Raw genomic sequence first — 14,239 nt, forward strand, 5'->3', positions numbered from 1 at the left:
TGGCGTACCCGTGTATGGAGAACGGCAGTGCGTTCTTGTCTCCAACTATTTTAGTGTATCACGGGTTCTTCGTCGACACCTCGGACGCGAATCCCCGCGACACCGAGCGGTGGTCTCGGGCGACCGAGAGGAGTTCGGACGCACGCCGTTCGACCTCGGCGAAGTCTTCTGTCTCGACTGCGGCCGTGGGCGCGATCGCGCTCCCGATGCCGAGTGCCACCGCACCGGCCTCGAAGAACGCGGGGGCGTTCTCGCGGCTGACACCGCCCGTGGGGACGAGCGGAATCTGCGAGAGCGGCCCGCTCAGCGACGCGACGAACCCCGGCCCCAGCGAACTCGCCGGGAAGACCTTACACATCGTCGCCCCCGCCTCGTACGCGGAGAGCGCCTCGGTCGGCGTCGCGACGCCCGTCAGCACCGGCACGCCGTAGCGGTTCCCGGTCCGGACGACGCCCTCGTCGAACGTCGGGGTGACCAGGAACTCCGCGCCGGAGGCGATTGCGGTCTGTGCCGTCTCCGAGTCGAGGACGGTCCCGGCCCCGACCGAGACCGCTTGGTCCTCACACGAGGCCGATACGGCTTCGAGCGTGTGCTGGAACCCCTCGGTGTTCGCCGTGATTTCGACGGCGCGGACCCCGCCCCGTGTCAGTGCTGCTGTCGTCCGGAGCGAGGTCGACTCGTCGAACCCACGCAGGATGGCGACGACCCCCGTCTCGCGGATACGCCGTGCTGCTTCGGTCATCACGGAATCCTTCGCAACCCAGCGGATTAATCCTCCCCTTCGACGCGACGGGTCGGCCCCTGGCGCGGCATCGGTAGGCTCTTGCCGGGGTGCGGAGACCTGCGCAGTACCGCACCCATGCCAGCATTAGCCACCTTCGGAGAGACGATGGTCCGACTGTCACCACCCGCCGGCGAACGGCTCGAGACCGCTCGGAACCTGGCGTTCCGAACCGCGGGCGCAGAGAGCAACGTCGCGGTCGCCGCGGCCCGACTCGGCGTCGAGTCGACGTGGCTCTCGAAACTGCCGGACTCACCGCTCGGCCGCCGCGTCACCGGCGACCTCAGACGTCACGGCGTCGAGCCGAACGTCACGCGTTCGGCGGACGGACGACAGGGGACGTACTACCTCGAGTTCGGCGGCGAACCGCGGGGGACCGACGTCATCTACGACCGCGAGCGAGCGGCCATCACGACGGCTACCGTCGACGACGTCGACCTCGAGGCGATTCGTGACGCGGAGGTCTTCTACACGAGCGGCATCACCCCGGCGCTCTCGGAGACGCTCCGGGAGACGACCGCGGCGCTCCTCGCGGAGGCCACCGCGGCCGGCACGCGGACGGCGTTCGACCTGAACTACCGGTCGAAGCTCTGGACGCCCGACGAGGCCAGCGCGTGCTTCGAGGAGCTCCTGCCGGACGTCGACCTCCTCGTCACCGCCGAGCGCGACGCCCGGGGAGTCCTCGGTCGCGAGGGCGACGACGAAGCGGTCGCCCGCGACCTGCGGCGAGCGTTCGACATCGACGTCGTGGTGCTCACGCGCGGGTCCGACGGCGCGCTCGCAGTCGACGCGACGGACACCTATCGGCAACCAGCGTACGACGCCGACACCCTCGACCCGATCGGGACGGGTGACGCGTTCGTCGGGGCGTTCTTGGCAGGCCGGCTTCGCGGAGCGTCGGTCCCCCGGGCGCTGAACGACGCGGCGGCGACCGCCGCGGTCAAACGGACGCTCTCTGGCGACCTGGCTGTCGTCACCCCCGAAGAAGTCGAGGCGGTACTCGACGGAGCGGCCGCGGACATCTCGCGGTAGTCCGCGACGAGTCGATGCAGCGGCGGCGACTGGACTCGCTGCCGTGTGTCGTCAGTCCGCGCGCTGTGTCGGCCGCTCGCGCTCGTCGTCGGTGCGAATCCCGTCGGCGTACTCCACGAACGTGTGGTCTTGCATCACCGCCGAGCGCCCGCCGTCGACGAGGAGGCTGGCCCCGGTGATGAACGCCGCGTCGTCGCTCGCGAGGAACGCGACGGTGCCGGCGACGTCGTCGGGGGTGCCGATCCGGCCGAGCGGGTGGAGCCGTTCGACGCGCTGGCGCTCGTCCGCCGGGAGTTCGTCTCTCGTCCGCTCGACCTCGACCCAGCCGGGGTTGACGGTGTTGACGCGGATGCCGTGTGGGCCGAGTTCGAGCGCCATCGCGCGGGTCATGCCGTTGATGCCCGCCTTCACCGCGTTGTACGGGAACAGGCTCGGCATCGTCGAGAACGCGTGGTTCGAGGACATGTTGACGATGGCCCCACCCTCGGACATGTACTCGGCCGCGTGCTTCGCACAGAGCCAGAAGGAGCGGAAGTCCGTCTCGAGGACGAACTCCCAGTCGTCCATCGTCGCCGCCGCGGCCGTCGTCTCGGTCTGGACGCCCGCGTTGTTCACCAAGACGTCGATGCCCCCGTAGACGTCGGCCGTCGCCCGGACCAGCGCGTCGATATCGTCGGGGTCGCGCATGTCGGCCCGGACGAAGTGCGCGTCGCCGCCCGTCCCCATCGACGTCGCGCGCGCGGTGAGGTCGCTGGCGACCGCCTCGCCCTCGTCGACGGACCGCCCCGTGACCACGACGTTCGCGCCCTCCTCGACGAACCGCCGCGCGACCGCCGCACCGATACCTCGGGTCGACCCCGTGACGAGTGCGGTCCGGCCGGCGAAGCGTCTCGAGGCCCTGGTGTCACTCATCCTGTGTCACCCGTGGTACGGCCCCGGTCGGTCGTCGTGCGGTGGTTCACCGTCGACATCGGTGTCGAGCGCGCCGCTGTCGACGCCCGGTGCGCGTTCGACGAGCGTTTCCATGGCGGGCGGGCGCTCGTCTCGGACGACGTACCGCTGGAACGTCTCGTACTCGTCTCGTCTGTAGGGCGTGCCGTCGTCGTGGACGAGGTCGTGGAACCACGTGTCGGTGTCCTCGTCCTCGATGGCCTCGGCGATGGAGGTCTGTGCCGTACTCCACGGGAGGTGTGTCTGGAGTTTGCCGTTGACGAAGCCCCAGGTGTAACAGCCGATTCCCTCCCGCTTGAAGTACGGGAGATGCGTCTCGGCCAGGTTGTCGCGCGTCCGGGCGAGCCACTCCGTACAGAGCAGCGGCCGGCCCCACGCTTCGGTGAGCGAGTCGACGCGGTGGGTGGTGAACGCGAAGTCGCTGTAGTCGTGGAAGGAGACGATGTCGGCCTCCTCGCTCCCGATGCGGTTCTGTTCGGAGCGGTTGGGGTCCCAGTTCACCCCCGCCGTGATGGGGTGGATGGGGTCGGCCTCGCGCGCCCACGTGAACGACTCGCGCAAGAGCGGATTCGACTGTTCGTCCATCTTGCTGTTGCCGGGTTCGTTGTAGGTGTCCCAGCAGAAGACGCGCTCGTCGCCGCGGAAGCGGCGGATGACGTCGCGGACGTACGCCGCGAGGTCCGTCCAGGTCGAGCGGTCGACGACGCGCTCGTGACCCGGACTCGGCGTCCACTGGCTGTTGTGTGTCCCCGGGATGGGCGCTTTCTGCGGGCCGAGATACGGCTCGTCGCCCGAGAAGCCGACGTCGTCGAAGAGGACGAACATCGTCGAGATGCCGTGGCTGTCGGCGACCTCCAGGAAGCGGTCCATGCGCCGTTCGAGCCCCTCGGGGTCGTCCTTCCAGACGAGATACTGCAAGAAGACACGGACGGAGTTCATCCCCCAGTCCGCGGCCCAGCCGAGTTCCCTGTCGATGGTCTCGGGGTCGAACGTCTCAGCCTGCCACATCTCGGTCGGATTGACCGCCGTGGAGGGGAGGTAGTTACAGCCGACGGGCCACTCTTTCTCTCGATACCAGTCCCACGCCTGTGCTTCGGTCCATCTGTCGCGTTCGGTCATGTGTCGTGTGTCGTGTGTCGTGTTCGGTGTCGGTCAGCGTACGATGCGCGTGTTCGGTGCCGGTCGGCGTGCGGGTCGGGTCGTCACCACTCGGCGACGCTCCCGTCGTCGTGCCGCCAGACGGGGTTGTGCCAGTCGACGTCGCCGGCCCGCTCTTCGACGACGTCCTCGTCGATGTCGACCCCGAGACCCGGTCCGTCCGGGAGGTCGACGTAGCCGTCGCGGTAGTCGAAGACGCCGGGTTCGACGAGGTAGTCCAGCACGTCGGAGCCCTCGTTGTAGTGGATGCCGAGGCTCTGCTCCTGGATGAGTGCGTTCTGACAGACCGCGTCGACCTGCAGGCAGGACGCCAGCGCGATGGGGCCGAGCGGACAGTGCGGCGCGAGCGCCACGTCGTACGCCTCGGCCATGTCGGCGATTTTCTTCACCTCGGTGATGCCGCCCGCGTGCGAGAGGTCGGGTTGGATGACGTCGACCGCGCCCTGTTCGAACACCCGCTTGAAGTCCCATCGCGAGTACATCCGTTCGCCCGTCGCGATGGGTGTCGACGTGTGTGCGGCGATGTCGGTCAGGGCCTCGTTGTGTTCGGGGAGGACCGGCTCCTCGACGAACATCGGGTCCGAGGGCTCGAGCTTCGAGGCCAGCCGCTTGGCCATCGATTTGGCGACCCGGCCGTGGAAGTCGACGCCGATGTCGACGTCGGAGCCGACGCGCTCGCGCACCTCGCGGATGCGGTCGACGGCTGCCTCCACGGCTGCGGGGCTCTCGACGCGGCGGAACTCCGGGGTGGCGTTCATCTTCAGCGCGGAGAAGCCCTGGTCGACCTTCTCCGCCGCGGCGTCGCCGACGTCCGCGGGGCGGTCGCCGCCGACCCACTGGTAGACCCGCATCTTCGCCCGGACGGGCCCGCCGAGCAGGTCGTAGACGGGGGCATCGAACGCCTTCCCACGCAGGTCCCAGAGCGCCTGGTCGATGCCGGCGATGGCACTCATCAACACCGGGCCGCCCCGGTAGAACCCCCCGCGGTACATCGCTTGCCAGTGGTCCGAAACGGGGTGTGGGTCCTCGCCGAGGAGGTACGTCTCCATCAGCTCTTCGACGGCTCCGCGGACGGTGTGGGCGCGCCCCTCGACGACGGGTTCGCCCCAGCCGACGCGGCCGTCGCTCGTCTCGACGCGGAGGAACAGCCATCGCGGCGGGACCTCGTACAGGTCGTAGTCGGTGATTCGTGGCATCGGTGCTCACTCTGCGGTGGCTTCCCGCGCGGCGAGGTCGGCGACGAGGCGGTCGAACAGCACCGTCGCGACCGCGTGGTCGCCGTACTGGGTGCCGAGCGGGAACGTACAGGTACACGCCGTCCCGTCGCCGAGTCGGCGGAAGGCGAGCGGCGAGCCCCAGTTGGCCATCCAGCCCTCGATGTAGCCGACGTGGACCTCGTCGGAGTCGCGGTGGAGGTCCGTCGCGACGGCGTTCGGGAAGATACCCTCGAAGGCCCAGCCGAGACGTTTCTCGCCGGTCAGGTCCTCGAGTAGCGGGCTGTTCTGGGCGTACATCGCCGACGCGAGGTTCCAGTTCTCGCCCGGCGGGAGTTCGTGGTAGCTGAAGAGGTTCGTCCGCGGGTGGAACTCGTCTCTCCCCGGCAAGAGCAGCGCCGACGCGCCGTGTTCGACGAACTCGCCGACGTGGTCGCCGACGTGGGTGACGATGGCGACGTCCGCGGCGTCGATGTCGTCGACGACCGTGTACCGGGCACCGCGGAGGCGCTCGGCCAGCGCGTCGTCACCGACGAACAGCCGGACGTCCTGCGTCGTCGGGAGCGCCCGCGGCGCGACGACGACGTGTTCGCGGTTGGTCGCACTGCCGGCCTCGCCGTCGACGGCCAGGTCGACGGTGAGCCGCGTCGGCTCGCGACCGGCCTCGGGGACGAACGAGACGGTCCCGAGGTCGGTCGTCCCGAACGGGTCGAGCGTCGTCTCCTCGAGGCCGCTCGCGACGACCGTCTCGCCGTCGCGAACAGTCCACTCGACTGCTGCGGCACCGCCGGTGCCGGTGTCGTTCACGACGCTGAGGTCGAACGCGAACGGTTCGCCCGCCCAGCCGACGTGTGACGCCGGCTCGGCGGTGACACAGAGCGCGTCGTTGATCTCGACGAGCCGGTCGTGGAACACCTTCTCCTCGCGCAGGTAGTCGAGGATGCCGTTGAACTCCCACTCGAGGTCGGTCCACTCGGTGACGACGTAGCCCGCAACCTCGTCGCGGCGTCGCAGCTCCTCGATCTGGTCTTTCAGCGAGACGAACTCGCGCCACTGCCAGGTCTCGACGGCCTCGCCGAAGTCGTCGAACATCTCGGGCAGTGCGGTGTCCGCGTACCGCTCGTCGAAGCCGGCGGGCGACCGTCGGACGCCCGATTCGAGGTGGAGATGGTGGCTGTCGAGGTCGCCGCCGCGGAACTCCTCGGGCACGAGGAAGGGGTGGTAGAACCACGGCGGGTTCCCGTCGTACACGTCGCGGAGCCGGTCGGTGTCACAGAGACCCCAGGTCCCGAACTCCGAGACGACGATGGGCGTCTCGTGGGGGTCGGTCCACTCGGCCGCGTAGTTCTCGTGCGGATGCGTGAGGATGTGGTCGAGGTCCGCGGCCCACTCGGCCGACCGGTCCGGGCTCGCGAAGTACCGGTGGTAGTCGTTGATGTCGGTGGCGACGTGCGCCCAGCCGGAGTTGTCGCAGACGAGCCGCGTCGGGTCCCACGCCTTCGCCTCCTCGTAGAGATGCCCGAGCGTCTCTTGCTTGCCGGGGTCGTCCCAGACGTACGTCTCCTCGTGGTGGTGGCCGATGCCCCACTCCTCGTTGTAGAGGCTCCACGCGATGACCGATGGGCGGTTGTAGTCGCGCTCGACGAGGCCGCGCGCCTGCTCGCGCACCTCGTGCTTCGAGCGCTCGGTGTACCGCGCGGGGTTCGCGACCTCCTCCCAGACGAGGATGCCGAGGCGGTCGGCGGCCTCCACCCAGTCGGGGTGCGCCGGCTTGATGTGCTTGCGCAGGAGGTTGAAGCCGAGCGTCTTTGCCGTTTCTATCTCGCGCTCGAAGAGGTCGTCTTCGAACGGGCGGTACAGCGTCTTCGGGTAGTAGCCCTGGTCGAGCGCGCCGCGGATGAACAGCGGCTCGCCGTTCAGATACAGCTGCCGCCCCTCGAAGTCGACCGACCGCATCCCGAAGTAGTCCGCGTACGTGTCGACCGCGTCGGTGCCGTCGACGAGGTCGACGACGACGTCGTACAGGACGGGGTCGTCGGGATGCCAGTAGTCGGGGTCGTCGAGTGAGAGCGTCGCGCTCGCGTGCCCCCTGTCCGGGTGCTCCGGTGTCTCGGTGACCGTGACCGGGTCGGCCGCCGCGACGACGTCGCCGTCACGCTCGACGTGGACGCGTGCGTCGAGGGCTGTGACCGACTCGACACCGACGACGTCGACGTCGACCGTCGCACTGTCATCGTCGAGGTCTGGCGTCACGCGGACGCCGTCGACGTGTGTCTGTGGCCGCGTCTCGAGGGTGACGTCCTGCCAGACGCCGCTGACCCGCGTGTACCAGGGGTCACCCTGCTTCCCGTGGGGAATCTCGTCGATGTTCTCGGGGTCGTCGACCCGGAGCGTCACGACGTTCTCGCCGGGGTCGAGCGCCTCGGTGACGTCGACCTCGAACGGGAGATACCCACCCCGATTGCCGCCGCACTCGACGCCGTTGACCCACACGGTCGTCTCGTAGTCGACGGCGCCGAACCGGAGGCGTGCCACGTGCGTCTCGGGGAGGTCGTCGACGGTCACGCGTCGCCGGTACCAGGCGACGCCGGTGTAGTCACGGCACGATTCGAGCTCTTGCCACGCGTGGGGGACGTCGACCGACAGACACTCGTCGTCTCGCCAGTCGTCGGTCGCGGTCCACGACTCGTCGCGCCCCCGGTCGTCGGGGTCGAGTCGGAACGTCCAGCTTCCCGCGAGGGAACGTGACGTCCGCTGTGTCGCTGTCGCCTCTCGTTGTTCGATACTCATTGTCTCTCCGTTATTCGTTGCATTCTCGCATTCATTGTATGTAGTTTTCTATGCGCATCTCGAGGAGAGCCCGGTCGAGTCCGACCGCGCAGCCTCGTGCAATCGGCCGCGAGGGGCACCCGGGTGCCGCCGTCACCGTGTCGCGAAACTTGGGAGCGCCTCCACCTCCTCGGCCGTCGTGCGGACGATGACCTCGACGTGGTACGTGGCTGTGACGCCCGCGAACAGCAGGAGGAAGCCCACGCTGAGCCCGACCGTCGCGACGAGCAAGGCGGCGGTCACGAGGAGTAACTGCAGACCCGTCACCGGCGACCCCGCGAGCCACACGTACGACTCGCGGAGCGCGGTCCGCGGCTCGACGCCACCGGCCATCGACACGAACGTCGGAATCAACAACACCCCGACGTACAGGCCCGCGTACAACGCGACGGCGGTCAGGGCGGTGCCGACGAGTCCGCTCGCCAGTCCGGTGAGGACGTACAGCGACGCGATGGCGACGAACGTCACGGGGAGGAACCCCAGCAGCGTCGCCGGGACGAGGTTCGTCCGAACCGTCTCAACGACGCGTTCTCGGTCGACGCGTCCGGTCTCCCGGAGCGAGAGCACCACCGCGTACACGCCCAGGCTCGCGGGCCCCACCGTGACGAGCGGGAGCGAGCAGAGGACCCAGAGGAAACTCGCCGGGACGAGCGCCGTGCTGTGGCGGTAGACGAACTTCAGCGTAGTGACGAACGCGTTCGAGCGCCGGTCGTCGTGGTCGTCGTCGGCCTGGTCGGTGCGGGTGCCGCGGCGAAACACCGACGTCTCTGGGTCGACGACGCGCCGACTGGAGCGGGGGTCGTCGCGGTCGCCGTCGGCCCCGACGGCGCGAGACGAGCCCGCGGGGGTGCTCCCGGACATTATCCGGTCGTCCCCTGCATCTGCACGGCGTTCACCAGGTGTTCTTGCAGGATGAGGAAGACGACGAACAGCGGGAGGACCGCGAGGAAGGTCCCCGCCATCTCCGCACCCGGCTGGAACACCTGCGTCGGCTGCATCGTGACGATGCCGACGGGCAGGGTGAACTGCTGTTGTCCCTGGAGCACGATGAGCGGCCAGAGGAACTGGTTCCACGTGTAGACGAACGTGTACAGCGACAGCGCAGCGATGGCCGGCTTCATGAGCGGTAACACGATCTTGTAGTAGATCTGGAACGTCGAGAAGCCGTCGAGCTTCGCAGCCTCGATGACCGAGTCCGGCAGGTCGTTGAAGAACTGCGTGAACAGGAACACGCCGATGGGCATCGCGCTGAACGGTAAGATGACCGCCAGCGGGTTGTTGATGAGCCCGAAGTCGGTGATGATGGTGTACAGCGGCACCATGTTCGCGAACACCGGCACCATGAACGAGGCGACGATGATCGTGAACACGATGCGCTTGCCCGGCCACTCGAGTTTGGTCAGCGAGAACGCGATCATCGAGTCGAGGATGACCACGAGCACCGTCGTGGTCGCCGCGATGATGAACGTGTTGACCCCCCACTGGATGATCGGTGCGCCCGCGAGGACGGCCTCGTACCAGCGGGTCGTGAGCTCCGGGGGAATCCAGTAGGGTTGGCTCGTGAACGTGTACTGCTCGGGTTTGATCGAGGTCGACACCATGTACGCATACGGCACGAGAAAGAGCGCCGCCGCGCCGTACAGCGCGGCGTAGACGCCGACAGAGCGGACTCGCTGGGACAGACGGTGTGACCCGACGGTGCTCATGCGGTGTCACCTCCGCTGACGAAGTAGTAGTTCCCCAGCGACACCGCCACCAGGACGAAGAACAGGAAGTAGCCGACAGCGGCCGCGTAGCCGAACTGCCCCTCGTTGAACGCCATCCGGAAGAGGTACATCACGAGCGTCTGGGTGGATTCACCCGGGCCACCGTTGGTCATGATGTACGCCTGGCCGAACACCTGGAACGACCAGATGAACTGGACGGTGGTGACGAAGACGATGGCCGACCGCATCTGCGGGACCGTGATGTCTTTGAACGCGCGCCAGGAGCTCGCGCCGTCGATCTTCGCCGCCTCGTACAGGCGCTCCGGCACGCTCTGGCGGGCCGCGAGCAGGATGACGAAATTGAACCCGACCGTCCACCAGATAGTCGCAATCGCGATCGCGGGCATCGCCCAGGTGAACGAGTTCAGCCACGACGGCGGGCTCTCGATGAGGTAGCCGACGTAGTAGTTGATCGCGCCGTACTGGGGGGCGTACAGCTCCGCCCAGATGAGCGAGACGACCGAGACGGTCAGCACGTACGGGCTGAAGAAGACGGTCCGGAGGAGCCGTTTGCCCTTGACGTCGCGGTTGACGCCAAGCGCCAGCGCCAGCCCGAGGACGACGAGCGTCGGCACGGTCAGGACGACGAACACGACGGTGGCCCTGACCGACTTCCAGAAGGCCGGGTCGCTCAGCATCCGCGTGTAGTTCTCGAGGAGGATGAACTCCGATTGGGCGGGGGCGAACGCGTTCCAGTCGAAGAGGCTCATGTAGAAGCCCTTCACGAGCGGATAGAGCAAGAACACCGAGAACAGCGCGAGGTACGGCAGCGCGAACAGGATCCCGTCGCGCGTCTCGGCGTCACTGAGGTCTATCGACTGGAGCCTGCTGCCCAACGACAGACGGTCTTCAGTTGCCATCGACGGTCATCCCTGGAGGTTGCTCGTGACCTGCTCCGCGGCGGTCGGGATGGCGTCGGCGGCCGCCGCCTGTCCGGAGTAGATCTGCTGGATTGCCTTGTTGACCGGCCGCTGGTAGTCCTGGTTGTTCTCCGTACTCGGCATGTAGGCGAGCGAGCCGTTCTGTGCCATCTCGTTGTACGTCGAGAGAGTCTTCTCCCAGACCGTCGCCGACTGGAGTTCGTCGGACTGCAGGACCGATGACGACGCGGGCAAGTGCCCGGCGTCCGTCCCCCAGGTGAGGCTGTTCTGCGTGAGCCACTCGGCGACCTCGGCGGCCGCCTGTGCCTTGTCCGTCCCGGCGGGGACGCCGAGCGTGTGGCTGTTGGCCCACGTGAGGTCGGTCTCCTGCCCGGGACCGACGAACGGCTTGGCCATCCCCCAGTCGAAGTCCTGCTGCTGGAGGACGCCGAAGTACCAGGTGCCGTTGATGGTCATCGCCATGTCGCCCGACCGGAACGCCTTGGTGCCGCGGTTCTCCGTCGCGTCGGCCTGGTCCCACCCCCAGTCCCCGGTGACGTTGCCGTAGAACTCACCGAGGGCGACGCCGTCGGAGCCGCCGAACTCGGCGCTCGTCTTGTCGTCCGAGAGGAACGAGCCGCCGCGACCGCGGAGCCACGCGATGTACTGGCGGACCTGGAATCGGTTGTAGGGGTCCGGGCTGAACGCCAGGTAGTCCGTCTCGGACTCGACGGCGTTCGCCGCCTCCTGCAGTTCCGCGAACGAGGTCGGCGGGCTCTCGGGGTCGAGGCCGGCCTCCTCGAAGATGTCCTTGTTGTAGTAGAGGCCGTTCGGGTGCGTGTCGAGCGGGAGGGCGACGCGCGAGCCCTCGTACTGCGTCTGGTCCCAGATCGAGGAGACGTACGCGTCACCCGCACCGTCCGAGAGCAGGTCCCCCAGCGGCTGCATCGCCTGGACGAACCGCTGCAGTTCGGTCGTGTGGAACACGGCGAGGTCGGGGGCGTTCCCGCCTGTCATCGCGGTGAACAGCTTGTCGTAGTACTCGGCGAACGGCTGGCGCTGCCGTTCGACCTGAATCGAGTCGTGTTCGGCGTTGAACTGGTCCACCATCGCCTTCATCGCCTCGCCGTCACCACCGGCGAACAGCGTCCAGAACTGGAGGGTGGTCGTTCCGGAGCCGGAACTCCCGGCGGAGCTGCCGTTCCCACCGCCGCTCCCGGAGCCGCCACCACCGGTACACCCTGCGAGTCCAGCGATGCCCGCTGCACCCGCCGCCTTGATGAACGTGCGTCTACCCGTCGAAGAGTCGCTCTGCTTGCGAGCCATCACTGACCCACTTTCGAACCGCGGTATATAATTGTTGTTATTGAAAGACGTGCAGACCCTCCAGCGGACGGGGCGCGTCCGCGCTAGACGCGCGTACGAGGCCGTCTCCGTCGGGTTTCGAACGGGTGATGCGTTCCCAATGAAAAATTATATACGTTTCCTCCGGACACGTGCAACCGGTTGACCATGAGCGGAGTCACATTCAGAGATGTCAAGAAGACCTACGGCGACGTCCTCGCCGTCGAGAACGTCGACCTGCAGATCCGAGACGGGGAGTTCGTCTCGGTGCTCGGTCCCTCGGGGTCGGGGAAGTCCACCGTGCTTCGGATGGTCGCGGGGCTCGAGAGCATCAGTGACGGTGAGATCTCCATCGGTGACCGCGTCATCAACGACGTCCACCCACGAGACCGCGGCATCGCGATGGTGTTCCAGAACTACGCGCTGTACCCTCACATGACCGTCAAGGAGAACATGTCCTACGGGCTTCGCCTGACGACGGACCTCTCCGAGGACGAGATCAGCAGCCGGGTCACGGAGGCTGCGCGGATGCTCGAGATCGAGGGCCACCTGGAGAAGAAGCCGGCGAACCTCTCGGGGGGACAGCAGCAGCGTGTCGCGACGGGCCGAGCCATCGTCCGCGAGCCCGACGTGTTCTTGATGGACGAGCCGCTGTCGAACCTCGACGCGAAGCTGAAGATGCACATGCGCACCGAACTCCAGCGCATCCAGGAGGAACTCGACACGACGACCATCTACGTCACCCACGACCAAGAGGAGGCGATGACGATGTCGGACCGAATCGTCATCATCGCCAACGGGACGATTCAGCAGGTCGGCACGCCCGACGAGATCTACAACCACCCCGCGAACCTGTTCGTCGCCGACTTCATCGGCAGCCCGGCGATGAACCTGTTCGACGTCCGAATCGACGGGACGACGCTCGTCGGCGAGGGGTTCGAGTACGAACTCTCCGAAGAACTCGCGCGGACGGCGCGAGCGGGCGGGAGCGACCTCGTCCTCGGCATCCGGCCCGAGGACATCCGCATCGCCACGGAGGCCGGCCCGAACACCGTCGAGACACAGGTCGAAGTCGTCGAACCGGTGGGCTCGGACAACTACGTCTACGTCACCCTCGCCGGGCAGGACTGTACCGTCCGTGCGGCCGCCGACGTGCGGCCGGCGTCGGGTGACCGCGTCCTCTTGACGTTCGACGAGTCGGCCATCCACCTCTTCGACGCCGAGACGGAGACGAACGTCCACGAGGCGGACACGGCCGTCGTCGAACAGCCCGCCTGAGCGTCGGTCGCCTGCCAGCCCTAGAGGTAGATCGAGTTCACTTCGATGACGTTCGCTGCCCCTGTCACGAGCTCCGGGAGCGACTGCTCGAAGCGGTCACCCTTCATCCGACTCTGCGGTGCAGTGACGCTGACGGCGCCGTACAGTTCACGGTCACCCATGACGACCGGGGCCGCGATACACCGGATGCCCGGTTTCGCCTCCTGGTCGTCGATCGCGTACCCCCGCTCCTGTGTGCGGTCGAGGTCTTCGAACAGCGTCGCTCTGTCGGTGATCGTGTGTTCGGTGAACGCGGGGAGTCCGTGTTCGTCGACGATGCGTTCGACACGGTCACGTGGGAGTTCCGAGAGGATGGCCTTCCCGAGGCCGCTACAGTGCAGTGGCTCCCGCAGACCGATTTCGTGGGCGGTGTGAATCGCGTCGGCCCCGCTCGACTTGTACAACAGGACGTTCTGTCCGTGTTCGAGCACGCTCAAGAGGGCGAGTTCACCGCTCTCGCTGGCGAGTTCGTCGACCTGTTCGGCCGCGATGTCGAAGATACCGGTCTCGTACTTCACCCGTTCGCCGATGTCGAGGAACTTCAGCCCGTTCTTGTAGACGTCCCCCTGCTTCGTGATGTAGCCCTTCTCCTCGAGCCACGAGAGGTAGTGTGAGACGGTCGCCTCGGAGCGACCGACGGTCGACGCGATCTGAGCGGGCGTCGCCCTGTCGAGTTCCTTCAGCGCCTCCACGACGGCGAACGCCACGTTGGCGCCCTCCGTCTCGCGGAGCGAGCGTCGGTACGCGCCATCGTGCTTCTCGACGAGCCCCTCTGCGACCAGCGTCGCGAGGTGACGGTGGACGGCGCTCTTCGACAGCTCCAGCGCCGATGCGAGTTCGGTGACGCCCGCCCGTTCACGGGCGGTCACCTCGTCCAGCACCCGGAACGTCGTCCGCGCTGTCTTCACCGTCCGTCCCGCCTCGTCCTCCTGTGTCCCTGCCATATCTCCACATACCGAACGTTGTCATATATACGTTTTTATAGCG

The 14,239-nt window shown here is 67.3% G+C and carries 12 protein-coding genes; 2 read left to right on the plus strand and 10 right to left on the minus strand.

What is annotated here, in order from left to right:
* Positions 1–58: 58 nt before the first annotated feature.
* Entirely contained in the window at positions 59–745 is a 687-nt protein-coding gene (locus E6N53_RS11480) for a bifunctional 4-hydroxy-2-oxoglutarate aldolase/2-dehydro-3-deoxy-phosphogluconate aldolase (RefSeq protein ID WP_394344752.1), read from the minus strand.
* Positions 746–859: 114 nt separating this feature from the next.
* Between E6N53_RS11480 and kdgK1 the strand changes: the two genes are divergently transcribed.
* Entirely contained in the window at positions 860–1,813 is a 954-nt protein-coding gene (kdgK1, locus tag E6N53_RS11485) for a bifunctional 2-dehydro-3-deoxygluconokinase/2-dehydro-3-deoxygalactonokinase (RefSeq protein ID WP_142859399.1), read from the plus strand.
* Positions 1,814–1,864: 51 nt separating this feature from the next.
* Here the strand turns inward: kdgK1 and E6N53_RS11490 are convergent, their stop codons facing one another.
* From E6N53_RS11490 to E6N53_RS11525, 8 genes are all read right to left on the minus strand, one after another.
* Positions 1,865–2,725 carry an SDR family NAD(P)-dependent oxidoreductase gene (locus E6N53_RS11490; protein ID WP_142859401.1) on the minus strand — a complete coding sequence of 287 codons (861 nt, stop codon included), beginning with the start codon at positions 2,723–2,725 and terminating at the stop codon, positions 1,865–1,867.
* Between the two features lie 6 nt (positions 2,726–2,731).
* Positions 2,732–3,883 (minus strand): cellulase family glycosylhydrolase, encoded by a 1,152-nt coding sequence (locus E6N53_RS11495; protein WP_142859403.1) that lies wholly within the window; start codon positions 3,881–3,883, stop codon positions 2,732–2,734.
* Between the two features lie 83 nt (positions 3,884–3,966).
* On the minus strand, positions 3,967–5,118 hold the full coding sequence (gene dgoD, locus E6N53_RS11500; RefSeq protein WP_142859405.1) for a galactonate dehydratase: 1,152 nt from the start codon (positions 5,116–5,118) through the stop codon (positions 3,967–3,969).
* Between the two features lie 6 nt (positions 5,119–5,124).
* On the minus strand, positions 5,125–7,926 hold the full coding sequence (locus E6N53_RS11505; protein ID WP_142859407.1) for a glycoside hydrolase family 2 protein: 2,802 nt from the start codon (positions 7,924–7,926) through the stop codon (positions 5,125–5,127).
* Positions 7,927–8,058: 132 nt separating this feature from the next.
* A complete protein-coding gene (locus E6N53_RS11510; RefSeq protein ID WP_142859409.1) occupies positions 8,059–8,826 on the minus strand; it encodes a YesL family protein in 768 nt (255 codons plus the stop codon).
* Complete coding sequence (locus E6N53_RS11515; RefSeq protein WP_136601597.1) at positions 8,826–9,671, minus strand: carbohydrate ABC transporter permease; 846 nt, start codon at positions 9,669–9,671, stop codon at positions 8,826–8,828. Before E6N53_RS11515 ends, E6N53_RS11510 begins: the two co-directional genes overlap by 1 nt.
* Positions 9,668–10,591 carry a carbohydrate ABC transporter permease gene (locus tag E6N53_RS11520; protein ID WP_136592051.1) on the minus strand — a complete coding sequence of 308 codons (924 nt, stop codon included), beginning with the start codon at positions 10,589–10,591 and terminating at the stop codon, positions 9,668–9,670. Before E6N53_RS11520 ends, E6N53_RS11515 begins: the two co-directional genes overlap by 4 nt.
* 6 nt (positions 10,592–10,597) lie before the next feature.
* Positions 10,598–11,917 (minus strand): ABC transporter substrate-binding protein, encoded by a 1,320-nt coding sequence (locus E6N53_RS11525; RefSeq protein ID WP_142859411.1) that lies wholly within the window; start codon positions 11,915–11,917, stop codon positions 10,598–10,600.
* Positions 11,918–12,103: 186 nt separating this feature from the next.
* On the opposite strand from E6N53_RS11525, the gene E6N53_RS11530 reads away from it, so the two are divergent.
* The gene (locus tag E6N53_RS11530; protein ID WP_142859413.1) at positions 12,104–13,213 is read left to right on the plus strand and encodes an ABC transporter ATP-binding protein; all 1,110 of its coding nucleotides are present in this window, start codon (positions 12,104–12,106) and stop codon (positions 13,211–13,213) included.
* A gap of 20 nt (positions 13,214–13,233) precedes the next feature.
* On the opposite strand, the gene E6N53_RS11535 is transcribed toward E6N53_RS11530, so the two are convergent.
* Positions 13,234–14,196, minus strand: a complete 963-nt coding sequence (locus E6N53_RS11535) for an IclR family transcriptional regulator domain-containing protein (protein ID WP_142859415.1) — start codon at positions 14,194–14,196, stop codon at positions 13,234–13,236.
* Positions 14,197–14,239 lie beyond the last annotated feature (43 nt).

It is taken from the genome of Salinigranum halophilum, assembly GCF_007004735.1.
GTDB lineage: Archaea > Halobacteriota > Halobacteria > Halobacteriales > Haloferacaceae > Salinigranum > Salinigranum halophilum.